Source organism: Flavobacterium sp., assembly GCF_043778725.1.
GTDB lineage: Bacteria > Bacteroidota > Bacteroidia > Flavobacteriales > Flavobacteriaceae > Flavobacterium.
Genome location: NZ_JAYWFT010000139.1, coordinates 1 through 24,710, shown reverse-complemented (window position 1 = coordinate 24,710; position 24,710 = coordinate 1). Strand labels below are relative to the sequence as shown.

The 24,710-nt window shown below is 33.4% G+C and carries 16 protein-coding genes; 4 read left to right on the top strand and 12 right to left on the bottom strand.

All coding sequences use genetic code 11. The features are described from left to right. The coding region (locus ACH2CG_RS13385) for a T9SS type A sorting domain-containing protein (RefSeq protein WP_395066020.1) at window positions 1-1,401 on the top strand (1,401 nt) is incomplete at its 5' end. A 197-nt stretch (window positions 1,402-1,598) separates the two neighbouring features. Here the strand turns inward: ACH2CG_RS13385 and pbpC are convergent. From pbpC to ACH2CG_RS13355, 6 genes are all read right to left on the bottom strand, one after another. Then, the gene (pbpC, locus tag ACH2CG_RS13380; protein ID WP_395066018.1) at window positions 1,599-3,992 is read right to left on the bottom strand and encodes a penicillin-binding protein 1C; all 2,394 of its coding nucleotides are present in this window, start codon (window positions 3,990-3,992) and stop codon (window positions 1,599-1,601) included. A 197-nt stretch (window positions 3,993-4,189) separates the two neighbouring features. Next, the gene (locus ACH2CG_RS13375; protein WP_395066016.1) at window positions 4,190-4,768 is read right to left on the bottom strand and encodes a transposase; all 579 of its coding nucleotides are present in this window, start codon (window positions 4,766-4,768) and stop codon (window positions 4,190-4,192) included. 120 nt (window positions 4,769-4,888) lie between these two features. Further along, a complete protein-coding gene (locus ACH2CG_RS13370) occupies window positions 4,889-10,573 on the bottom strand; it encodes an alpha-2-macroglobulin (protein ID WP_395066014.1) in 5,685 nt (1,894 codons plus the stop codon). 153 nt (window positions 10,574-10,726) lie between these two features. Continuing rightward, window positions 10,727-11,170, bottom strand: coding sequence for a nucleoside deaminase (locus ACH2CG_RS13365; RefSeq protein WP_395066012.1), 444 nt, complete (start codon window positions 11,168-11,170; stop codon window positions 10,727-10,729). Between the two features lie 43 nt (window positions 11,171-11,213). Continuing rightward, entirely contained in the window at window positions 11,214-11,495 is a 282-nt protein-coding gene (locus tag ACH2CG_RS13360) for a Txe/YoeB family addiction module toxin (protein WP_395066010.1), read from the bottom strand. Then, window positions 11,471-11,728, bottom strand: coding sequence for a hypothetical protein (locus ACH2CG_RS13355; protein ID WP_395066008.1), 258 nt, complete (start codon window positions 11,726-11,728; stop codon window positions 11,471-11,473). Before ACH2CG_RS13355 ends, ACH2CG_RS13360 begins: the two co-directional genes overlap by 25 nt. Before the next feature lie 122 nt (window positions 11,729-11,850). On the opposite strand from ACH2CG_RS13355, the gene ACH2CG_RS13350 reads away from it, so the two are divergent. The 3 genes from ACH2CG_RS13350 to ACH2CG_RS13340 are packed head-to-tail and all read left to right on the top strand — an operon-like array spanning window position 11,851 to window position 15,592. After that, window positions 11,851-12,795, top strand: coding sequence for a hypothetical protein (locus ACH2CG_RS13350; protein ID WP_395066006.1), 945 nt, complete (start codon window positions 11,851-11,853; stop codon window positions 12,793-12,795). Window positions 12,796-12,822: 27 nt separating this feature from the next. Beyond that, window positions 12,823-14,604 carry a 1-deoxy-D-xylulose-5-phosphate synthase gene (locus ACH2CG_RS13345; RefSeq protein ID WP_395066004.1) on the top strand — a complete coding sequence of 594 codons (1,782 nt, stop codon included), beginning with the start codon at window positions 12,823-12,825 and terminating at the stop codon, window positions 14,602-14,604. A 37-nt stretch (window positions 14,605-14,641) separates the two neighbouring features. Next, a complete protein-coding gene (locus tag ACH2CG_RS13340; protein ID WP_395066002.1) occupies window positions 14,642-15,592 on the top strand; it encodes a DUF3078 domain-containing protein in 951 nt (316 codons plus the stop codon). 43 nt (window positions 15,593-15,635) lie between these two features. Here ACH2CG_RS13340 and ACH2CG_RS13335 read toward each other — a convergent pair whose 3' ends face one another. The 6 genes from ACH2CG_RS13335 to ACH2CG_RS13310 all read right to left on the bottom strand — a co-directional run bounded on the left by ACH2CG_RS13335 (window position 15,636) and on the right by ACH2CG_RS13310 (window position 24,272). After that, window positions 15,636-18,230 carry a T9SS-dependent M36 family metallopeptidase gene (locus tag ACH2CG_RS13335; protein WP_395066000.1) on the bottom strand — a complete coding sequence of 865 codons (2,595 nt, stop codon included), beginning with the start codon at window positions 18,228-18,230 and terminating at the stop codon, window positions 15,636-15,638. 20 nt (window positions 18,231-18,250) lie between these two features. Next, entirely contained in the window at window positions 18,251-19,594 is a 1,344-nt protein-coding gene (locus ACH2CG_RS13330) for a deoxyguanosinetriphosphate triphosphohydrolase (protein ID WP_395066022.1), read from the bottom strand. Between the two features lie 47 nt (window positions 19,595-19,641). Next, a complete protein-coding gene (locus tag ACH2CG_RS13325) occupies window positions 19,642-20,091 on the bottom strand; it encodes a GNAT family N-acetyltransferase (RefSeq protein WP_395065999.1) in 450 nt (149 codons plus the stop codon). Window positions 20,092-20,098: 7 nt separating this feature from the next. Further along, on the bottom strand, window positions 20,099-20,320 hold the full coding sequence (locus ACH2CG_RS13320; RefSeq protein WP_395065997.1) for a hypothetical protein: 222 nt from the start codon (window positions 20,318-20,320) through the stop codon (window positions 20,099-20,101). A gap of 152 nt (window positions 20,321-20,472) precedes the next feature. Continuing rightward, a complete protein-coding gene (locus ACH2CG_RS13315; RefSeq protein WP_395065995.1) occupies window positions 20,473-22,926 on the bottom strand; it encodes a ribonucleoside-diphosphate reductase subunit alpha in 2,454 nt (817 codons plus the stop codon). A 368-nt stretch (window positions 22,927-23,294) separates the two neighbouring features. Then, window positions 23,295-24,272 (bottom strand): ribonucleotide-diphosphate reductase subunit beta, encoded by a 978-nt coding sequence (locus tag ACH2CG_RS13310; RefSeq protein WP_395065993.1) that lies wholly within the window; start codon window positions 24,270-24,272, stop codon window positions 23,295-23,297. Window positions 24,273-24,710: the final 438 nt, after the last annotated feature.

Sequence of the window (24,710 nt, the reverse complement as noted above, 5' to 3'; positions counted from 1 at the left end):
GTTCAGTCTTTGCAAATAGATGCTCAAAATAATATTTACATAAGTGGTAAGTTTGGAGGTTGCGCAAATCCTAGTTTTCCACCAAGAATTGATGATGATGTTATTCTATCACAAACTCCACAAGATTGTAGTGTTATTTTTATAGCTAAATATTCTAGTGATGGAGTTATGCAGTGGTTTAGAAGGCCACAGATAGCAGGTGTCAATGGTACTGAAGGATTGTCACAGACCTTTTCAAAAGGCATGTCAACAGATAGTTTAGGCAATAGTTATTGGCTTACATGGTTGTCTCCAGGAAGTTATGCAAATGGGAGTTTTAATCCAACTTTGACAGGCTCTAACTTTTATGTTTTAAAGTATGATACAAATGGGACTTTTGTGAGTGGAACTTATTTGGATATACAATTGACAGATTATTCTTTTTTAAATTTGCAATTCTGCCGAAATCCCTATAATGGGAGTTATTATATGTCTAGTACAAAAGCTTTCTCAACTGATAGTGCTGTAATATCAGGACAAACGGTTACACATGCTGCTTTTCTTTGGTGTTTTAATGATTTGGGGCAGTTTCAGTGGTTGAAGGAGAGTACTGGTCCAAATTTTAATACTGTTTTCTGGTATAATTACGCCTTTGACTCGCAGAACAATATTTATATTTCGGGTTATATTGCTGGTGGGAATTATGAGAATTTCTTAGGTTTGAGTCCTACGCAATTCAATAATCCGCCTTTTGTGATGAAGTTGGATTCTTCAGCAAGTACGGTTTTATGGAGTACTTATCCTAACCGACCAGCGTTGCAAAGAGGTGCTTTAGTTATGAATGGAAATGAATTAGGATTGACTTCCTGTGGGATAACAAATCCGTATACTTGGGGTACCCAATCCTTAACTGTTAGTAACATTGGAACCGGATTTGAAGTTGTCTTGGGTCGTTTTAATAAAGATACAGGAGCTTGTTTGGGATTGTCAAGAATAGTTGGAGATAGTGGTTATGATGATATTGGTACAGCTTTGGCAGTAGATTCTAGTGGTGATTATATTTTGGGAGGTGGTTTTGGACATCAATTGACCTTTGCTACTAATAGTATTTTGAATATAGGTTCGCAGAGTGATTTTTTTGTGGCAAAATACAGTACGAGTGTTTGTTCGCTTGGTACGGATGATTTTAAAACAGAAGGCATAGAATTGTCACCCAATCCTGTGGAGCATTATGTTTCAATTGAAGTTGAAGAACCTATGGATTATGTTGTTTATTCGTTGCTAGGAGTAAAGGTTAAAGAGGGTAAATTGACTGTTGCGTCGCATCAGATTGACTTTGGTGGGCTGACAAGTGGAACTTATGTAATAGCGACTACAACTGGCGCTGGTGTTGTTAGAAAAGCGAAGTTGTTGAAGCGGTAGGTTTTAGGAAAGTGTCATAATTTATTAGAGTTTTTCAAATATCTAGAATCGTAAATTAATAAATTTTAGTTTTAAACTACAGAGTTCCAAAAAGACAAAACCTATCTAGCCCTGATTGCAGTGTCATCTCGTCTTTTGGGACGAGATAGAACGAAAAGCAGGAATATGGAAACCAAGAAAGCGCAAACCATTCGCTCCTAATCCCTAACAAACTCAACCTTCCTCTTAATTTCATTACCAAATTCATCTACAACCGTGATGTAATGAAAACCTGTATTTGCCACAATTTGCATTTCGTGAAAGGTTTGCGTTTCGCCTTTATAAACGTTATCTACATACCAATACAATTTGGCTTCTTTGTTAGAATGTGCTACTTTTAGAATTACAGGTTGTATTTTACTTTTGAAATCTTTAGTTAGATAAATTTTGCTGTTGGTTTTAGGATAAATAAAATCCATTGACGCTTGTTGATTTTGCTGACAATCGGCTCTAAATGGTGGTAATGGAAAGTAATCTATGTGGTTGCTTTTGTAATACCATTCCATAACTGGTGGCAAAACAAACCATTTTTTAGTAATTATATTATCTACATTTTCGCAACTACTATTTACTCTAAATTGCTGTGAAGCATCAAGATGCACCAATTTGTGATACGGACAAATAGCCGTTTTTTTTCCGTTTCTTGGAATTAATTGTTTGGTATTAGGACAATCATCTTGTGCTAAATAGCCACTTTTGGTACAAACTTCGGCGTATTCTAAATCGTTTAATGGTGCTTGAAACCATGCTTTTCGGGGTAATAAATTGAAAACGTCAAACAAAATTGGTGCAGCACTTTCAACTCCTGTTAATTGTGGTCTTCCTTCACCAGAAGCATTTCCAACCCAAACGCCAACAACATATCTAGAATTGGTTCCGATTGCCCAAGCATCACGGTTACCAAAACTTGTTCCTGTTTTCCAAGCGATTTCTAATGACGAATCGTAAAATTTCCAAGCTTCATCACCTTCAGGTCGGTTTACTTCTTTCATGGCGTTGTAAGTTAGAAAAATAGAACCTGCGCCAAGTATGGTTTTCTGAAAACTGGTGTCGCCATAATCTTGCTCAAATCCGTTGGTGTAATTGAGTTCGGCAAATTCATTTTTTCGGTATTTTCCTTTAGATGTATTGAAATAATTTATTGTTGATGATAAGTTGGCATACGTGCGACATAAATCCCAAAGATTACTTTCGGCACCACCAAGAATGAGCGATAATCCATAATGATCTGGTCGTTTATTGATGTTTTTTAGTTGGAATTTTTGAAGTAATTCATAAAAATTATTCACACCATGTTCTTGTAACATCAAAACCGCTGGAATATTCAACGAACGCGACAAAGCACGTTGCGCAGGAACGGCTCCATCAAAGGAGTGATTGAAATTCTCTGGCGAATAACCCGAGATTTGTGTTGGAATATCTGCCACTAAAGTATTTGGTAAAATCTCTCCATCATCAAGCATTGATGCATAAAGCAATGGTTTCAAGATACTTCCAGTGCTTCGTGGTGTCGAAATAATATCGACATCTTTATCATGGTCTTTGTCCGTTGGAGCATTTCCAACATAGCTAATAATGTTTCTATTTTGGATATCAATTACCATAATCGCCAGGTTGTGAACTTCATTTTGCTTGTATTGGTTGTAATAATAGGAGGCAATTTGATTTACACGATTTTGTAGCGAAATATCAATTGTAGTTTTGATGCGTTTTCCTTCGTCAGATTTGGCAATTCGTTGTAATAAATGTGGCGCAATTTGCGGAACATTATAAGGTTTTTGCGGCAAAGGTTCTTGTACCGATAATTGATAAGTCATTTTATCAATAACTTTTTCGCTGTATAATTTTAGTAAAAGTGTATTGCGTTTTTTTAGTAATTTTTGTTGGTTTTTACCAGGATAAATCAAACTCGGAGCATTTGGTAAAACTGCTAAAGTTGCCGTTTCTGCCCAAGAAAGTTGGTGAGATTGTACGCCAAAATAACGCCAAGAAGCCATTTCGAGTCCAACAACATTTCCGCCATAAGGTGCGTGAGCTGTGTATAATTCTAAAATTTTTTCTTTAGAATGACGAAATTCCAATCGGGTAGCAAGAATGATTTCGATTACTTTTTCAAAATAAGTGCGTTTTTTGTTTTTACGTGACAAACGAATAACTTGTTGCGTCAAAGTACTTCCGCCACGAACGACTTTTCCGGCAGTTCTATTTTGTTGAATGGCTTTAACCATCGCTACAGGATTAAAACCCCAGTGATAATTGAAATGTTCGTCTTCATAATAAACAATACATTTTTTAAATTTATCTGGAATACTGTCTTTGGCAGGAAAACGCCATTGTCCATCACGAGCAATTTTGGCAGCAAGAAGCTCACCATCATTACTTTCAATCACGATAGAATAAGGCTCTTCAAAAAGTGTTCTTGGCAAAGAAAAATAGTAAACCGCAAGAAGAATAAGCGCTACTGCAGATTTCTTTTTGTTGGTTTTGATGTATTTTAAAATTTTACTAAACAGTTTTACTAGCCGTTTAGGTATATTTGAAATAATAGACATGTATTTTTTATTTTCCTAACAGGTATTTTTTGACGTGTTAGGTATTCTTATTCTTAAAAAACAACTTACGGGTTTTTTAAACCTGTTAGGATTTGAAATTTGTAATATATTATTGTTCAATTAAATTTTATACCTAACAGGTCAAAAAAGATCTGTTAGGATACGAATTATGTTTGGAGTATTTTAAAACATTGTAACTATAAATCGAATTTGTCGATTTCATCAATTAATCCTTCATATTTTTGTTGTTTTTCATGATGATAATAAATGAAGTTTTCTTTTCCTCCAAAAAGATCTAAAATATATTCTTTATCAAGATTAGTTTCTCTATCTGACAAATAAGATTGAAAAGAAGAATGTTTATAAGCTGAAAAATCATCAGAAAATTTATGCTTCAATGGATTTAGATGAATGTAAATTATCAATTGTCTTAAATATTCTTCATTTTCAACTCGATTTCTTTGCGGATGTTCTTGAAACAAACTTCCCGATCTGTCATAAGCTTTATTAATGCTTTTGGTGTAAGTATTAAATAAATTTGAAAAAGGCAAATGAATTTTTTCTTGATATTTTTCAGGTAATTCTTCTTTTTCTCTGATTTTAATTGCAATATGAAAATGATTTTTTAATAAACAATAAGCATAAACATCAGAAATTGGTAAAAGATATTTAAGAAAATAATTGTAATTTCTATCTTCTATAAAAATGTTTTCTTTATTATTTCCTCTATTGAAAAAATGATAAATAGCACCAGCTTCTAAAATATCGTTTTTCATCTTTGTTAATTTTCATTATTATCCTAACAGGTTTTTTTCAAACCTGTTAGGTATTTATTATTTTAAATTTAATTTTTAAAATACCTAACAGGTCAAAAAAGACCTGTTAGGATATGTAATTTATTTCACCACTTCAACCCATTGACCTTTAGTTCTAGCTAAGAATTCATTATCATACATAGCTTCACATTGTAATCCTGGCAAGTAATATTTACCAAGATACGAAGCGTTTAATAAGATTTTGAACGTTCTTGTTTCACCACCACGAAGACTAAAATAGTAATTGGCTCTATCATCACGAATGTCTATATAATCAGCAACATTGGTAGTTGATTCTCCAAATTCAGTGTATCTTGTATTTACAATTTCAAATCCAGAAGGTAGAATTTGCGAAAGCGCAATGTTTTCTACTCGTTCATTTTTACGATTTGTTAGCGTAACTTCTGCAATGAATTCGGTTCCTTGAGCTATTTTGGTTACCGATATTGCTTTGCCTTTTCGGTCTTTGAAAACTAAGTTGGCTGATAAGTTATTTTGAACAACATTTTCTTTTCCAACAGGAAGAATTCCGCTATTTAATACACGAACGAATATTGTATTGTTCTTATTGTTCTTAATCGTAACCGAATTTTTACCTGAGACTAAATCAAGATTTCGTTGGGCAATTGTTTTATTGGTATTGATTACAACTGATTTTCCGCCATTAGTATATTGTACAGAAACGCCTTTGCTACCATTACTTTGTGCAAATTTTGACATGGCATACAATCCGTAAGCAGTTGTTTGCGTGCTCATCCATTGGTTGCTTGAAAGATTTTTTGCCAATTTGGTTGCCATTGAAAAAGCTTTTTGTTTTTGACCTAATAACACCAAAGTTTCCAAAGCCATCGCGCGATTTCTTTCGTTTGAACCATAGTAATAGTAATAACCATCTTCGTTTTGTTCGTCAATCATTGATTTGCTCAATAAGGCTAAACCTGCCGAATTTTGTTTGATAATAGCATAAGTTGCAGCCAAACGCAATTTACTTTCATTAGAAATTCCAACCGTTTCACGAAGTCTGTTCATCGAAGCTAAATCGGCTGAACCTGCAATAGCTAAAGTGTAAAGACGGTATGCTTGTGCAAAATCGTTGCCATATTGTTTTTCAAAACGCCATTGTTTCGCCATTTTCTTTTGATAAGAAATCCATTTATTTTTGAAAGAAATTGGTAAAACATATCCTTTTTTCTCCGCTTCAATTAAGAAATGTCCTGCATAAGAAGTTCCCCAATCGTCAGCTTCGGCATTTCCTGGCCAGTATGAAAATCCGCCATTTGCAACTTGGAAATTGCCTAACTTTTGGATTCCTGCCGTTACATTTTTCTGAATTCTTTGTTTGTAAGTAGCATCTAAATCCAGCACATCATTCAAATACAATTGTGGAAAAACAGACGACGTAGTTTGCTCAACACAACCGTGCGGATATTGAATTAAATAATCCAACCTTCGGCTAAAATCAATAGTTGGAACTGATGAAATTTCCATTTTAGATTTGTTGCTTCCGGTTACACCAAATAAATCCCAAGCTATTTTTTTAGAACTATTTGGTTCAATTATAATATCGGTGTAAGTTGTGGTAACAGGATTTGGATTCATGACATCAATTTCGACATCATAAACCGATTTTTCTTTTCCGGATGTGGCAATAATTTGGACTTTTCCAATTCCGGTAACGCTTCCAACATTCAAATTGAAATACGCCATTTTTTCGTCAGGTTCAGTGAAACTTACAATTTGACTTGCTTTTCCAACAACTCTAACTGCTGTATTGGTTTTGATTTGAAGTGTTACATTTTTAATATTTTTCTCTGTTGCAAAAAGTGTCACTGGAATCGTAACATTTTCTGAAGGAGAAATTTTTCGTGGCAACGAAGCCAAAACCATCAACGGACTTTTTACTTGTGTAGCTTTTTCAGCCATTCCGTATGCGCTATTTTCTTTATTGGCAGCCACAATCATGGTACGAACCGAACCAATATATTTTGGAAGTTTTATTTTATGCGTTTTAGAATCGCCTTTTCCTAATTCAAAGGGTCCGAAATACATCACAACTGGTTTGAAACGATTGGCTTTTTTAGCTTTTCCGCCACCTAAATCGGCATCACCACCAATGGCAAAAACCTGATTTACTTTTCCGCCATAGGCGCCAATTACATCATCATAAATATCCCAAGTTCTAACGCCTAAAGCTTCACGAGTATAGAAATTATCCCAAGCATTTGGAGTTTTGAAACGCGTTAAATCCAATAATCCTTCATCAACAACAGCAATAGTATAAGTCATTGCTTTGCCTTGTTTTTCAGAAACTTTTACATTCACAGTTTGCTCTGGACGAAGCACGTCTGGCATCGAAATTTGTGGTTCTAAAACCGTGTTTTTATCAACAACTTCTATTGGAACAATTCCGTACATTCTTATTGGTGAATCGTTTTTAGTAGAAGCATGAGGTTGTAATAAAGTTACATTGATGTACACATTTGGTGCCATTTCACCTGTAATTGGTAATTCGACAGTAGTTTCACCTTTTTTGGTTTTTGCCCAAAGTGTTTTTACGACTTTAGTTCCGTTTTCTACAGAAATTAAAGCTCTTCCGCCTTCGCTTGAAGGGAAGAATATTTTGGCAGTTTCACCAACAGCATATTTTTCTTTATCCGTCGAAAAACGTAACATTGTCGCGGCTTTTCCATCTTCATTTTTAGAACGAGCCGACCAATAAGGCGAATCGATATAAACTCTTGTTCCTGTGGCGTGACCATCATTTGGATCGGAAACACGAATTAAAAAATTACCCCAATCGTTTTCTGGAACAACAAATGAAACACTTGCTTTTCCAGAATAATCAGTAGAAATTCTAAAATTTTTGTAAGCAATTGTTGAAGTTGACGAACTATAATTAGACAAATTATCATTGGAAGCATCCCACCACCAACGTGATTCTAATTTGTAAATGCGAACATCCAAATTCTGAACCGACTTTGGTTTTCCGTTTTCAGAAACTGCTACAATATCAAATCGGTTGGCTTTTCCGGTTTCTAATAATCCATATTTGTTTGGTTCTGGTGCTTTTACACCAATATAAGTTTGGTATGGAGAATAAGTTGTCGAAGCCACATCGGTAGAAACATCGCCTCCTTGTTCGTACACTTTTGTAATAAATGCGGCTTTTAACATTCCTGGTGCTTGACCTTGCAATGTTGGTTTTATTGGAATGGATGCACGACCATTTCCATCGACTTTTCCTGAAAAAATATTGATTTCTTCGGTTGAAAAACTTCTTGTTGGATCGTCAAAAACGTATTTGTCAAATCCTTTAAACGTTGTAACTTGTTGTGAGAATTTGGCTTGAACTTCGGTTTTCAAATCTTTTGCAATTGCACCATGCAGCCACAATACTTGAATGTTATTGATATTATTCTTGCTAGTAGAAAGCATCGTGCCGTTAAAACTATTTTTAATTTTTAAACGATTGGGTTTTATGGTTTCGATTTTGATGCTTTTATAAAAACGAGCGCCACCAACACTTACAACGGCTTCCCAATTTCCAGTTGGCGCACTTGATTGCGTTGGAACAATGAATTTATAATGACTTAAAGTTGTTCCTTTTTGAACCGATTGATAAACTGTTTTTCCGTTTGGATCGTTTAGTTTTATTTTTATCGGATGATTTTCTGGTAATTTATTGGCGTTATCATTCAAAATGAAAGACAAAAATAATGTGTCGCCCGGACGCCAAACGCCTCGTTCACCATACAAATAGCCTTTCAATCCTTTTTGTAACGTTTCGCCTGAAACATCAAAGTTACTTAGTGAAAGCGAAAGTTCATCATCTAATTTTACATAAGTGCTTTGATCACCTTTGGTTACAATTGCGAAATAAGCAATTTTCTCTAATTGAAAGGAAGCCATTCCATCGCCATCGGTACTTGAATCGGCAATTTTTTGTTGTTGGTAGTTGTATAAAGTTACGGTTGCGCCCGAAACTGGATCGGTTGAGACAATGTCACTAACTGCAATTGTTACCGATTTATCCGTTCCGCGTTTAGCAATAACTCCCAAATCGGAAGCTAAAATATTGGTTCCAACTCTAGTATTGTAGAAATAATAATCGGTACATGGATCTTGACTGTCTCTGTAATCATAATCATCTTCATAGTAGTAATCGTCGTAATTATTTCCACTATAATTGACATCGTTTTCATCAACTTCTTCTTCATCTTCATTATTTGTGTTTTCATCTTCTGATGTTGTTGCGCCGCATTTGTATAATGAGTATTTTTTCTTATATGAGAATTCCACACGATAAATTGCACCAGGTTCAGGTTTGATTATTTTAGAAAGATCTAAGGCATAAGTATTCCATTTACTATAATTGAGTAAATTATTTTGCTTTAATTCAATGGTGGTTTTGGCAATAGCTTGGCTGACTTGTTTTAGATTTCGAGTACCATTTATTTCATTATCTTGAAGAAATTGCATGATGTTGTTTTTGTAAATTTTATACACTTTTACATCAACAGCATTCAAATTGGCTACTTCAAAATTCAGTTTTAAGTTGTTTGAACTTGGTAAAATAGTTCCGCTTTTTACTAATTTAACACCAGGTTTTATTTGGTCAAATAATAATTTTTCTGAATAATTTTTCTTCATTTTATAGCCATAATCGTTTTCAATTCCTTGAAAAACTTCGACTAATTTAGTTCCGGCAAATGATTGCTCGCTTGTTACAGTTTCTTCTTCAACTGGCTCTACAACAGCATCTGAAATATTGTCAACTGCAACCGCTGCACTATCAACTGCAATTGCTGTAGTGTCAACAACGGCTTCAACCGCAACTGTTTCTTGCGTTGTGCCTTTGTCAACTTCAGAATTTTTGACTTCATTACTAAAAAACACTTTTAGAACGTTACCCATTGTGGCAAATTTCAAATTATTAGTGTTTTCAATGGCAATTAAACCTTTAAAATCTTGGTCGCGTTTCAACGGATCAGAAAAATTAATGAGTAACGATTGGTTGTTTTCGTCACCCATTTTTATATCTAATACTTTGAATTGATTTTTACCCGGAATTGGATATTTAACTTCGCCTTTTTGGTCGATATCTATAGCGTCGCCATCCCAAGCAATGTTGATTTCGCTGTCGTCATCAAATCTTTTTATTTTATCAATAGTAAATTTGAATTCGGTTGCAGTACTTGTAGCTTTATCGAAAGTTACTTTTAAATCGTCTCCATTTTGAGTTACTTCAAGTAATTTTTGCGCGTCTTCAAAGCTTAAATTATCAGCAGTTTTAATGGTTCCGTTTAGGTAATAGCTGTCTTTATCATACGATTGTAAGTCTAATGTGTTGACAATAAAATCCTGCTTGATAGTCTTTACAGAAAAATTAAAATCAGCTAAATCTTTTGGGGTTTTATCGTTGATTTGCGAAAGATGCAGCGTAATTTGATACAACGTATTTTGTTCCAATTTCTCTTTTGGAATAAATGCAATGGTATTGTTAGAAAGCGCCACCACTTTTCCGCTTACACTTGGTGAAATATCAAATAAATCGTCGTCGAGTTCTTGGTTGGTTTTCCAATCACTTTTATTAAATGCCAATTGCACACGAAAATCAGAATTGACAGGAACAAATCCCGATGAAAAACTCGAGATGTAATCCTTATACAAAGAGAAGTCTGAATCAAAATCGGCAGCCGATTTTTTAGAACAAGAATGCAATACAAAGATTGCAAGAAACAAACCGATTAACTTGCTGGTTTTCATTGAATAAAAGGAATTATTGGTTAGAACTTTTTGACTTGAAATTAGGTTAATTTGACATCTTCAATTAATGCTATAACAGAAATATATTTTAAATATTGTAGTAAAAGTAAAATAAATTTTTGGACTATTTTTCTTGTAAAAAAAGTAATGATTTTACTTTCTTTTTTCGGCAAAAAAACGTTTCATTAACTTGGCACTTTCTTCAGCCAAAACTCCTTGATTTACTTGAGTTTTCGGATGTAATTTGGTTCCTAAAGTTAGAAATCCGCGTTGTTCATCTCGTGCGCCAAAAACAATTTTGGAAATCTGACTCCAATATAAAGCACCAGCACACATTTGACAAGGTTCGAGTGTGACATATAACGTGCAATCTTTTAAATATTTTCCACCAAGGAAATTTGCGGCAGCGGTAATGGATTGCATTTCGGCATGAGCGGTAACATCATTTAATAATTCCGTTAAATTATGACTTCGAGCTATAATTTTGTTATCAATTACGATGATGGCACCAACAGGAATCTCGCCTTTTTCAAAAGCTGTTTCGGCTTCTTGCAAAGCCTTTTTCATGAAGTATTCGTCGGTAAAAATGTTTTCCATTTATTTTGAATTCATTTCAAAATCTGCTGAGTATAAGTTAGGTTTATTTGTTAGAATAATGTCCGAGAGCAGCGATCACAAAAACAGTAACAACATTTTCATCGACTTTATAAATTAATCGGTCTTTTTGACTTAATCTTCTTGACCAAAGTCCTGATAAATCATGTTTTAAAGCTTCGGGATTTCCAATTCCTGAATATGGAGTTTCTGCTAATTCTATAAAAATTTTTTCAAGCTTTTTTATAACAGCTTTATTACCTGATTTAAGATGAAATTGAATTTCAACTTGTGCAGAAGGTTCTACTTCAATCCTAAACTTTCCCATAAATTATTAGGATCAATTTCTTTCCAATTTTTTCTTTTTTCTGGATCATTTATGCTCTCACCACGTTCTAATATCATTTTCACAAATTCAGGATTGTAGATTTCGTCTTCTTTATCTTCTGTGTTTTCTACAATTTCAATTCCTTTCGCATCTTTAAAAAATGTTTCTGTCATTGCTCTAAAAGCTTTTCCTGCTTTTGTGCGTTCGTTAATTTTTATAGTGAAAGTTGTCATATCTATATGATTTTGAATTACAAATATACGAATTACAACAAAAATAATGCCTAACATAAATAAACTATAAGTACGATTTTGAAATAATTATCGTTATTTTTTATAATTCTAAAACCTATTTTATGGAAACTAAGTTTAAAATAACGATTCCAAAACCTTGTCATGAAGATTGGGATGGAATGAAAGTTACATCTATTGGAAGGTTTTGTAATGTTTGTACTACGGAAGTTGTTGATTTTACCGATATCAGTTCTGATGAAATTAGATCTTATTTGGCTAAAAACAATACTGTTTGTGGACGATTTAAAAATGACCAATTAGATTCAGTTACAATTCAAATACCCACACAAGTATTATTTTCTCAAGTTCATTTTCATAAAATATTTATGTTGGCTTTACTAATTACTATGGACGCAAGTTTGTTTAGTTGTCAAAATGCAAATGGAACTAAGCAAAAAATTGAAAGTATCGAGGTCGTTGAAGATGAACCAAAGATGACAGTTGGCCTTTTGTTACCTCTAAAAGATTCTATCAATAACAACATTAAAACTCATAAAAAAGAGAATAAAGAAAATGTTGTTATACAAAAAATTGCTGTAAATGAAAAGAGTTTGGTTCATAACAAAATTTCAAAAACTGGAGACACAATAAAGCAAATTTACGAGGACAATTATGTTTATGGTATGCCAGGAATAACAATTTATCCTGAATATGCAGGAGGATTTCAAATGCTAGATAAATTTATCAAAGAAAACTATGTGTTTCCCAAAAAAGTTGATAAAAAAAACGGAAAAATTGTAGTTTCATTTGCAGTTAATAAAGTTGGAGTTCTTGAAGATTTTAAAGTTAAAAATGACTTTGGTTTTGAAACTGGAAATTTATTAATTGAAGTTCTGAAAAAAACTCCAAAGTGGTATCCTGCTGAGTTATACGGAAAAAGGCAAATTGTTTACTATGATATAAATCTTGACATAAAAAATGATACAATAGATAAATTTTTAGGTAAAAAAATTATTCCTAAAATTGATAAAATAGAATTAATAAGAATTACAAAATTTGACCATTAAAATTGTAAATTTGCTTTTTAATTTCTAATGAAAAGCAACCTACTTCAAAACATCAATAATCCATCCGATTTACGAAAATTGGAAACCTCTCAATTGCCAGAATTGGCTAAAGAATTGCGTGATTTTATTATTGATATAGTGTCTGTAAAAGAAGGGCATCTTGGCGCAAGTCTTGGTGTTATTGAACTTACAATTGCCTTGCATTATGTTTTTGATACACCAAATGATTTGTTGGTTTGGGATGTTGGTCATCAAGCGTATGGGCATAAAATTCTAACAGAAAGAAAAGATATTTTTCATACCAATCGTCAACTTGGCGGTATTTCTGGATTTCCAAAACGTAGCGAAAGTGTTTATGATACTTTTGGCGTTGGTCATTCGTCAACCTCTATTTCGGCAGCTTTGGGAATGGCGATTGCTTCTCAACTGAAAGGTGAAAACAAACATCATATTGCAGTAATTGGCGACGCATCAATTGCAAGCGGAATGGCGTTTGAAGGATTAAATCATGCTGGAGTTACGGATGCGAATTTGTTAGTAATTTTGAACGATAATGCTATCGGAATTGACCCAAGTGTTGGTGCTTTGAAAAATTATTTGACTTCGGTTAAAGAAGGAAAAAATCCGAAGCAGAATAACATGATTAAGTCCTTAAATTTTGATTATTCTGGACCAATTGATGGACATGATTTCAATGCTTTAATTTCAGAATTAGAGCGACTTAAAAAAGTAAAAGGGCCAAAGTTTCTTCATATAATTACTACCAAAGGTAAAGGTTTACAACAAGCCGAAGACGACCAAGTGAAATATCATGCTCCGGGAAAATTTGATAAAATTACCGGAGAAATTCATCCAAAATCGGAAGAAAATTTACCTCCAAAATTTCAAGATGTTTTTGGATTGACGTTAGTAGAATTGGCTACAAATAATTCAAAAATTATAGGAATCACACCGGCAATGCCAAGCGGAAGTTCGTTAAAATTCATGATGGATGCTTTTCCTGATAGAGCATTTGATGTAGGAATTGCAGAACAACATGCTGTAACTTTAGCCGCTGGAATGGCAACACAAGGAATGGTGGTTTTTTGCAATATTTATTCTACTTTTTTACAACGCGCTTATGATCAAATTATTCATGATGTGGCATTGCAGAATTTACCCGTAATTTTTTGTTTGGATAGAGCAGGACTGGTTGGTGAAGACGGTGCAACACATCATGGCGTTTTTGATTTGGCGTATTTGCGATGCATTCCAAATATGATTATTTATGCTCCAAAGGATGAAATTGATTTGCGAAACATTTTATATACCGCTTCTTTGGGATTGAACCATCCAATTGCGATTCGTTATCCACGAGGAAGAGGAAAATATCAAAATTCTAAATTCCAAATTCTAAATTCCAAATTCCAAAAAATAGAAATTGGGATAGCACATTTGCTGAAAAGCGGAACTAAAATTGCGGTTTTATCAACTGGTTTTATTGGAAATAATGTAACGTTGGCTTTTAATGAAATGGGTAATCCAAATGAAATTGCTCATTATGATTTTGGTTTTGTAAAACCATTGGACGAAAGTCTTTTACATACTATTTTTCAGTCATTTCAAACAATAATTACCATTGAAGACGGAGTGAAAAAAGGTGGTTTTGGAAGTGGAATTATTGAATTTGCATCTGTCTATAATTATACTACAAAAATAAAAATACTTGGTGTGCCAGATAATTTTATGGAACACGGCACGGTTGATGAATTGCAACAAATATGCAAAATTGACGTTAAAAGTCTTAAAATTCTTTTTTCTGAGTTCTGAAAAAACGATTTTTGTATTTTAAACTAAAATTATACTAATGAAATTATTGAAAATTTCTTTCTTGCTGTTTTCTTTTTTTTATTTTGAATTTTCTTATTCTCAGCATGTTATTCAAACTACTATTCCTGATTCTACTTCCCATTGGAAAAGTAAAAATAGTGTTGGTCTTGACTTGAGTGAAATATCATTTTTAAACTGGAGTGCAGGAGGAAATAGCTCTATTTCTGGATTGTTAAAAGGTAATTTTACCAGAAAATATACTGGTACAAACACAAAATGGTTTAGTGAATTGATTCTTAGATATGGCGTAAATAAACAAGACGGAATTGAATTGCGAAAAACAGATGATGCCATTCACGTAAACTCAACTTTTGGCTATAGAACGGATACGTTATCGAATTGGTATCATTCGGCAAAATTTAATTTTAATTCGCAGTTTACAAACGGTTATGCTTATCCTAATACTGATATTTCCATATCTAAACCGTTTGCTCCGGCTTATATTTTTCTTGGTGTTGGTGCAGAATATGCCAATAAAGAGCAAAAAATAAACGTTTACATTTCGCCTTTAACTATGAAAATGACACTAGTGTTAGATCAATTATTGGCAAATCAAGGAGCATTTGGAGTTGCTAAGGCTGTTTATGATGTAAATGGTGTTTTAATTTCGGAAGGTAAAAAGTCAAAAACGGAGCTTGGTTTTTTAGTTACTGCTTCTAACAAGAAAGATGTTGTTAAGAATATTACTATGGACAATAAATTGAGTTTATATTCTGATTACATAAATAAATTTGGTAACATTGATGTAGATTGGCAACTTCAGTTTGACTTGGTTGTAAATGAACATGTTCGTGCTAATATAGGATCACATTTAATTTATGACGACGACATAAAAGCAAAGAAAGAAATTGATGGTCAACAAGTTACAATAGGGCCAAAATTACAACTCAAACAAATACTTGGAGTTGGACTTGTTTATGATCTATAAAAAAGAGTAACAATTGACGCGAAATATTTAATGGTTATTTAGATCAATTAGTTTTAATAATTTTCTGAGTAAAGTTTAAATTATCACCTGTAATTTTTATAATATACATACCCGACTGTAGATTTTTTAAGTCTATTGATTTTTCGATGTTAAAATTTTCATTTTTGTATTCATCAACCATTCGTCCGTTAATGTCAATTACTTGTATAGTTAATTTTCCTTGATAGTTATTAATTTTTATGTTTATTAATCCGTTACTAGGATTAGGATATACTTTTAGTAAATTATCGTTTTGAAAATAATCTATTCCCAAAGTGCAATTTATACCAGGACTTGGTGTAGTAAAATCTTCAGTTTGATCTGTAGCATCATCATTATCGCCAGATGTTGCATTGAAACCTAAACCTCTTCTGGCAAATACTTCCCAAATCATACAAAAATCTTGTCCTCCAGTTATTGCTTGATCTGCTGCAATAATTGCATCTCTACCCTCAACAAAAGATGGGCTACATGGTTGAAGTTTTAATCCGTCAATTACAATCTGAATTACTTTATTGTTTCCGCCATTTCCAGTATAAATATTTGAATCAAAACCATATTTATCTATATATGCCCATGTTAAATCCCACAACATTGTGGCCCAAACCGAACCAACACCATGAGGCGCAACTTGCTGATTGGTCATTCCAAATGTAAATGGATTTATTGTCATGTCTGTAGAGTAAGGATAACTTCTTATTCCTACATCATTTATTGGTTGATTTGAAACAAAAGTACCAACTCCTTTTCTATCGGTTCCAGTATCTCCAAGTTTTATTTGCATCATTAATCCAAACCAATCAGACCAACCTTCTCCCATTTGTTCTGCATTGAAAAGACAATCAGAATTTAATCTTCCGCCTGTCAATCGATTAGAAATACCATGTCCGTACTCATGAGTAATAACCAAATTGTCAAAATCTCCATCTGAATTTACAAAATTTGAAGTAGTCATTCCTAAACTTGCATTGACAGTATTGAAAGCCATTTCGGTAATTATAGATTCGCCGATAGCTTTAGATACGCTTATTGTAGGAATTGTAATTGAATTATCTGACCCAGAAATATAATAATTATTGGCAACATTATTAACGATTATTACAGCTATTGCTCCTGCATTTTGCGCTTTTTTTACCTTGGATGCTGCTGTGCAAGTTCCACGTCTTATAACAACAATTTTTCCATTCAATTGAGCTGCGTTTATTGGTGGTTCACAAGCATCAGAAGTGTCTGAACTTCCATCATTAAATAGTACTAAATTGCTCGTTAGGGTTGATGGTAAAATGGGTAAATTTACATGTCCTGCTGTAAAATTATTGTCTAATGCAGCATAGTTTCCCGAAATTGTAGAAGGAGAATTTAAGGTTATCAAGTTTGCCAATGCTTTTCTATTCCATAAGTACATTTGCATTCTACCATTTTCTCCATCGGATGGAGTAGAAAAATTGGCATTATTAATTCCACCACCATCTTGGGATTGTGCTACTACATAATCGTTGCCGTCACCAGTATTGGTATAGTTGTTAGATTGAAAATTTCCATTAAATTCGTCAAATCCATAATTATAAAAAACATCATGTATAATGTTATTCATATAAAAAAGATTTGTTGTTGCTGCTTCGAGATAATTTGTAGCAGAAACAGTATTTCCAGCATAAGGAAAATCAAACACCAATGTTGCTCCGCCATCAGGACTAGCGCCACTTTCGATGTCGTTAGTGTCTTCAAATGCATACACGTTATTTCCTTGTGTAATAGTAAATTCTTCGCCAGGAAATCCATCTACATCATGCCATCCAAAAGGCGATGCTGTAGCGTCTGACGGAGAAGAAATTAATTGTCTAGAACCGTGGTTTGGACTTTCTGTATAGTATGGTAAAACTCTATACGAGCCAGATTGAACATTTACAATAGAACTAGGTTGTTTTGTATTAAAAATTGGATTGAAAAAAAAGTTTTTTGTGTTGCTGTTTGTATTTAAATTGTCGAAAGTACAAGAAATTACTAAATCTTTTTTTTCTAATACTATACCGTTAATGGCATCAATGCGAACACTCCAGTAATGATTTTGATAAGGAACATCAATTTTATAATCCCATGCAAGACGTAAATTATTATTTACCTTTTGAAACACCAATTTCGCTTTTATAGGTTTGAAATTATCATTAGAAATAATGAAGTTGTTGTCCTTAATTTGCTCAACAATTGTGTTTTTTTGATTGTTGGTTATAGCTAAATTTGCTTTAGCCAGCATCAAACCATCAATAGCAGAAATTACTGGCTTAATAGTATTTATCTTTAGATTTAATTGTGCAAGAAATCTATTTCCAACTGCAATAACTTCATTGTTTTTAATGGAAATAGTAGAAACAGCCCCAAAAATTTCAATTCCTTGATACCTTTGTTTTATATAGTAATTGTTTATTGCGGTACTTTTAGAATTGGCTTCACTTTCTACAAACCAATCACTCACATCGTTTTTAGTCAACTGCCATTTCTGATAATTATCGTTCAAATACATCTGAATCTTTTCTGTTGCAGTTTGTGAGTTACTAAGCAACGGAAGAAGTAAAAATATTAGATAAAGATGTTTTTTCACGGTATTTTTTTTAAATAGGTCTAATAATTATTTGAATTTATGATTTTGCTATATAAAAGTGCATTTCCATCAGTTAGCATAGAAACAAAATGACACATAAGCAACAATCTATCGTATAGGTTTTCCTTTTCTAAGAAATATTTTTCTGGAAGAATCTTCAAAATTAGCTTGTCATAATTCGTTGCTTTTCCTGAATGATTATTGTTATATGCGGTGATGAATTTGTCTAATAAATTATTAATTATTTGATAGCCAGACAGTTCTTTTTCAATAACTTCACGACTTTGATAAATATTTTTTACACTTATTTTAATAATATCATCAATTTGAGCTTTATATTTACTCTTGTCTGTTAAAGCGTAAGGAAATTTTCCTTGCACAATTAATTCCTCATTTTCTATAAATATACGAACGGCATCCTGAATTAGATTTCCAATAGCCAACGCGCGTAAATAACTTATTCTATCTTCTTTAGTTGCTAATGTTTTATATTTTGATGTGTCAATGGTATCTTTCACCAATTTTATTAAATACTCCAAAGCAAAATCTTCCGAAACTAATCCGAGATTTATTCCATCCTCAAAATCTATAATTGTATAACAAATATCATCGGCAGCTTCAACCAAATAGGCGAGTGGATGACGTTCGTAACCAATATCATTTCCCGATTTATTCGGAATCATTCCCAATTCGGTAGCAACTTCTTTAAAAAATTCCTTGTCCGATTGAAAGAAACCGTACTTTTTATCGGCGATATTTTGTGTTGGTTTTTTTGGTAAACTTTCTTTCGGATATTTCATAAACGCACCAAGAACGGCGTAAGTCAAGCGAATGCTGCCTTCAATTCCCGGACGTGAACTTGTTAGGACTGAAAATCCGTTGGCGTTTCCTTCAAAATCTATTAAATCTTGCCATTCTTTATCAGATAATTGGTCTTTGTATTTTTGTCCGTTTCCAATAGAAAAATATTCGCCAATAGCTTTTTCTCCTGAATGTCCGAAAGGCGGATTTCCAATATCGTGAGATAAAGCAGCTGCGGCAACAATAGCACCAAAATCATTAGCCTGATAACCATGAATAGACTGTAAATGCGGATATTTCTCAATGATTTTTTTTCCAACTAATCTTCCTAACGAACGTCCAACAACTGAAACTTCCAAACTATGAGTCAATCGCGTGTGCACAAAATCTGTTTTCGACATCGGAATAACTTGCGTTTTATCTTGCAAACTTCTAAACGCTGCCGAAAAGATAATTCGGTCATAATCTACTTCGAAACCCAATCGCGTGTCGTCTTGTTCAATTCGTAGACGCTTGCCTTTGTCGCCTTGACGTTTTAAAGATAGTAGTTGTTCCCAGTTCATCATGGAATTTGAAATATTAGATTTTTGATATTAAATATTAGATATAATTAAAGCGATTTCTTCATGCAAACGCTATTTTCAACTCCTATATATTGACCGTAGTTTTCTGTACTAACGTAACCTAGTTTTTTATATAATGAAATGGCATCTGTTTGTAAAAAACCAGTTTCAAGAACAGCAATTTTGTAGTTTTCTTCTTTTGCCCAAAGTTCTAATTCGGTTAAAATTTTAGAAGCAATTCCTTTTCCTCGAAATTCTGGTAAAGTATACATTCTTTTCATTTCTACTGTTTCAGAATCGTATTCTTTGTAAGCGCCAATTCCAACAGCAATTTGGTTTTCATAAGCAATTACGGCATTTTTCAATAAATTGGTTTTGTTGAATTGTGCGTAAAAAGCATGATCTTCACCATCAAGAATTGCCAGATAAGCATCGAGTGCAATTACCAGTTTCTCAAAATCTTGATTGTCGGAAGTTGTTCTTGTAACGGTAATCATTGCTGTTTTATTCTTTATCGTTGGCTAAGAAAAAGACTCTTGATTTTTTAGGATATTGATTGTAACTTTTATCGCTAGGATTTGCAATTACGGTTTTGATGTTGATTTCATCTCCAATTTTAAAGTTTTTTTCAACTTCTTTATAATCCAACAAATATTCACCACAGAAGTAATTTCCGTCGTTGTCTTTTTCTATAATTCCTGTGTAAACTCCTTTTTCTTTTGACATTTTGTTATAATTTGTTTCAAAGATACGAATTGCTGAATTATTTTCTAAAAATAAAAACAGCCATCAAATTTGACGACTGTTTCTATTTTGTTGACGTCAACATTTTGGTTTGATTATGAGATTTCTCCTTCGTCGAAATGACAAAGCATTGCTTAAGAACCACACATTTCACAATCCTCAGGTCCAGCATTTTTAGCCATTTCAATCATTGCTCTATATTCTTCGGCAGACATTTCAACTGGTTCGTTTAAAACCGCAATTGGTTGTAATTTTTCAGCAATTGGTTCAGAAACTATTTGAACTGTTGGTTGTTCTTTTACTTCAATTGGTTCTGCTTTTTTGTCGTTGTTCAATGTAAATTTAATCGCATCTACCGCAGCTTTTGTTCTCAAATAATACATTCCAGTTTTCAAGCCGCTTTTCCAGGCATAGAAATGCATCGACGTTAATTTAGAATAATTGGCATCTTGCATAAACAAGTTCAACGATTGTGATTGATCTACAAAATAACCTCTGTGACGGCTCATGTCAATAATATCTTTCATTGACATTTCCCAAACGGTTTTGTACAATTCCTTTAAATCCTGAGGAATATTCAAATCTTGAACCGAACCGTTATTTCGCATCAATTGTTGTTTCAATTCTTCATTCCACAATCCACGTTCCACCAAATCATTCAGTAGATGTTTGTTCACAACTATAAATTCTCCAGAAAGTACACGACGTGTATAAATGTTAGAAGTATAAGGTTCGAACGCTTCGTTATTTCCTAAAATCTGAGAAGTTGAAGCTGTTGGCATTGGCGCAACCAAAAGTGAATTTCTAACACCATGTTCCATAACTTCTTTACGTAAACTTGCCCAATCCCATCGACCAGAAAGTTCTTCGTCTTTAATATTCCATAAATTATGTTGGAATTCTCCTTGCGAAATTGGCGAACCTGCAAAACTAGAATACGGACCTTCTTCTTTAGCCATTTCTACAGATGCGGTTACGGCTGCAAAATATAAAGTTTCGAAAATTTCCTGATTTAATGTTTTTGCTTCATCGCTTGTAAACGGCATGCGCAACATGATGAAAGCATCAGCCAAACCTTGCACACCAAGACCAATTGGACGGTGACGTTTGTTAGAATTTTCGCCTTCTATTACAGGATAATAATTTCTGTCAATTACTTTGTTTAAGTTTCTTGTTACACGTTTGGTTACGGTAAACAATAAATCGTGGTTGAATTTTCCGTTTTCCACAAACATTGGTAACGATAACGAAGCCAAATTACAAACTGCAATTTCATCTTTCGATGTAAATTCCATAATCTCAGTACACAAGTTCGATGAACGAATGGTTCCAAGATTTTTCTGGTTTGATTTTCTGTTGGCTGCATCTTTATACAACATATAAGGTGTTCCAGTTTCAATTTGAGATTCTAGAATTTTCTCCCATAATTCGTGCGCTTTGATGGTTTTTCTACCTTTTCCAGCTGCTTCATAATCGGTGTACATTTTTTCGAATTCCTCACCGTGAACATCATACAATCCTGGACATTCATTTGGACACATTAACGTCCAATTTCCATTTTCTTGTACACGTTTCATGAACAAATCAGAAGTCCACATCGCAAAAAATAAATCTCTTGCACGCATTTCTTCTTTTCCGGTATTCTTTTTCAAATCTAGGAAATCAAAAATATCCGCATGCCAAGTTTCAATATAAATTGCAAAACTTCCTTTACGTTTTCCACCACCTTGATCTACATATCTTGCAGTATCATTGAATACACGCAACATCGGAACAATTCCGTTTGATGTTCCGTTTGTTCCACGAATGTAACTTCCAGTTGCACGAACGTTGTGAATAGAAAGTCCAATTCCACCAGCAGATTGTGAGATTTTAGCCGTTTGTTTCAACGTGTCGTAAATTCCGTCAATACTGTCGTCTTGCATTGCCAATAGGAAACATGAAGACATTTGAGGTTTTGGCGTTCCAGCATTAAACAACGTTGGCGTTGCATGCGTAAAGAATTTTTTCGACATCAAGTCGTAGGTTTCTATAACCGATTTTAAATCGTCTAAGTGAATTCCAACCGAAACACGCATCAGCATGTGTTGTGGACGTTCAACAATTTTACCGTTAATTTTCAACAAATACGAACGTTCCAGCGTTTTAAATCCAAAATAATCGTAGTTGAAATCGCGGTTGTATATAATGTGTGAATTTAAAAATTCAGCATTTTCCTGAATAACTTTATGTACTTCTTCCGACAAAAGTGGTGCCATTTGACCGTTTCTTGGATTCACATAATGAAACATTTCGTTCATAGTTTCCGAGAACGATTTGTTGGTGTTTTTATGCAAATTCGAAATCGCAATTCGTGCCGCCAACTGAGCATAATCTGGATGTGCAATCGTCATTGAAGCCGCAGTTTCTGCCGCAAGATTATCCAATTCAGACGTAGTAACGCCATCATACAATCCTTCAATCACGCGCATTGCTACCTTTACAGCATCAACTAAATCGTTTAAACCATAACATAGTTTTTTAATTCTATCCGTGATTTTGTCAAACATTACTGGCTCTTTATGGCCATCTCTTTTTACTACGTACATACTTTTTTTGTTTTTGTGAACTAGAAAATCCCTTCTCTACTTCGGGTTATTTGTAATCAGTTTTGCTACAAAGGCGCTAAGTCGCAAAGTTTTCACTTTACTTTTTTTGTTTTTAGAAGCTAATCCAGCTTTCCGCTATATCTTTTTCAATTGCCGCGGGTTTCAACCCGAGGCAATTGAAAAAGGATACCGCTGCAATCTGGGCTAGGCCACTTCAATGGTTTGGGTATTCTTGTAAACTTTTTTTTTAATTTTTTGGTCTCGCAAAGACACAAAGGCGCAAAGCTTTTAAACTCTAATTCAAAAAGTAATTATCTTGCGTTTTTGCGTAAAATATTCTTTATGACTTTTGACTTTAAGACTTAACTTTAAAAATCGGCGTCGAAAGTAATTTTTTGTGCTTCGCTATCGGTGTTCATGACACCAGCTTTTTGGTATTCGGCCACTTTTTTCTCAAAGAAATTGGTTTTTCCTTGCAACGAAATCATGTCCATAAAATCAAACGGGTTTGAAGTATTGTATTCTCTATCGCAACCAAGTTCTACTAAAAGTCTGTCGGCAACAAATTCTAAATATTGCGTCATTAAAGTAGCGTTCATTCCAATTAAAGAAACCGGAAGAGATTCTGTAATAAACTCTCTTTCAATATTTAACGCATCAACAATAATAGTTCTGATACGTTCTTTTGGAACTTTGTTTACTAAATGGTGGTTGTGTAAATGCACGGCAAAGTCACAGTGAACACCTTCGTCACGAGAAATTAATTCGTTAGAAAATGTTAATCCTGGCATTAATCCACGTTTTTTCAACCAATAAATAGAACAAAATGCACCAGAAAAGAAAATTCCTTCAACAGCTGCAAATGCAATTAAACGTTCTGCGAAAGAATCAGAATCAATCCATTTTAAAGCCCAATCTGCTTTTTTCTTAATTGCAGGAAAAACTTCCAATGCATTAAACAACTGATCTTTTTCTGCTTCGTCCTTAACATACGTATCAATTAATAACGAATAAGTTTCGCTATGAATGTTTTCCATCATGATTTGAAAACCATAAAAGAATTTTGCTTCAGCATATTGTACTTCGTTTACGAAATTTTCAGCAAGGTTTTCGTTTACAATTCCGTCAGACGCTGCGAAAAATGCAAGAATATGTTTAATGAAATATTTTTCTTCGTTATTTAGTTTATTGTTCCAATCGTTTAAGTCTTGCGATAAATCAATTTCTTCTGCAGTCCAAAAACTCGCTTCCATTTTTTTGTACCATTCCCAAATATCGTGGTGTTTAATAGGGAAAATAACGAAGCGATTTTTATTTTCTGAAAGGATTGGTTCTATGAAGCTCATTTTTGAATTTTTTAAGATATTTTTAACTTATTTAGAGAGTTACAAAGATTGTGTTTTTTAACCGAAAATGAAAGTCAAAGTTATTGACAATCGGGTTTAGTTTTTAACAATGCGTAGGAATACTACTATTTTTCACTATTTCATAACTATTTGTTTAACAATTGTTTACAAACGTTAAAATTTAGAAAAACCGCTAGTTATAAGGCTTTTAAACTTTTTTTACGCAAGTTTTCGCTAGCTTTTTTGAAAGAAAATTTGAGTTTTTCTTAAACAAAAAAAGCAATTTTCTAGTTTAGAAAATTGCTTTTTGTTACGTATATTTAAAACATCAATTTAAAGTTAAAATGGACATGCCCCAAAAAGTTAGACACTATTTGGGGCATTTTTTATGGAAAGAAAAGTTAAATATGATTATGCATTTAAAGAAGATTGCATAAA

Excerpts from the sequence above, each read along its gene's own strand:
- pbpC (WP_395066018.1), bottom strand. The coding sequence starts at position 3,992 with ATGTCTATTATTTCAAATATACCTAAACGGCTAGTAAAACTGTTTAGT.
- ACH2CG_RS13375 (WP_395066016.1), bottom strand. The coding sequence starts at position 4,768 with ATGAAAAACGATATTTTAGAAGCTGGTGCTATTTATCATTTTTTCAAT.
- ACH2CG_RS13370 (WP_395066014.1), bottom strand. The coding sequence starts at position 10,573 with ATGAAAACCAGCAAGTTAATCGGTTTGTTTCTTGCAATCTTTGTATTG.
- ACH2CG_RS13365 (WP_395066012.1), bottom strand. The coding sequence starts at position 11,170 with ATGGAAAACATTTTTACCGACGAATACTTCATGAAAAAGGCTTTGCAA.
- ACH2CG_RS13360 (WP_395066010.1), bottom strand. The coding sequence starts at position 11,495 with ATGGGAAAGTTTAGGATTGAAGTAGAACCTTCTGCACAAGTTGAAATT.
- ACH2CG_RS13355 (WP_395066008.1), bottom strand. The coding sequence starts at position 11,728 with ATGACAACTTTCACTATAAAAATTAACGAACGCACAAAAGCAGGAAAA.
- ACH2CG_RS13350 (WP_395066006.1), top strand. The coding sequence starts at position 11,851 with ATGGAAACTAAGTTTAAAATAACGATTCCAAAACCTTGTCATGAAGAT.
- ACH2CG_RS13345 (WP_395066004.1), top strand. The coding sequence starts at position 12,823 with ATGAAAAGCAACCTACTTCAAAACATCAATAATCCATCCGATTTACGA.
- ACH2CG_RS13340 (WP_395066002.1), top strand. The coding sequence starts at position 14,642 with ATGAAATTATTGAAAATTTCTTTCTTGCTGTTTTCTTTTTTTTATTTT.
- ACH2CG_RS13330 (WP_395066022.1), bottom strand. The coding sequence starts at position 19,594 with ATGAACTGGGAACAACTACTATCTTTAAAACGTCAAGGCGACAAAGGC.
- ACH2CG_RS13325 (WP_395065999.1), bottom strand. The coding sequence starts at position 20,091 with ATGATTACCGTTACAAGAACAACTTCCGACAATCAAGATTTTGAGAAA.
- ACH2CG_RS13320 (WP_395065997.1), bottom strand. The coding sequence starts at position 20,320 with ATGTCAAAAGAAAAAGGAGTTTACACAGGAATTATAGAAAAAGACAAC.
- ACH2CG_RS13315 (WP_395065995.1), bottom strand. The coding sequence starts at position 22,926 with ATGTACGTAGTAAAAAGAGATGGCCATAAAGAGCCAGTAATGTTTGAC.
- ACH2CG_RS13310 (WP_395065993.1), bottom strand. The coding sequence starts at position 24,272 with ATGAGCTTCATAGAACCAATCCTTTCAGAAAATAAAAATCGCTTCGTT.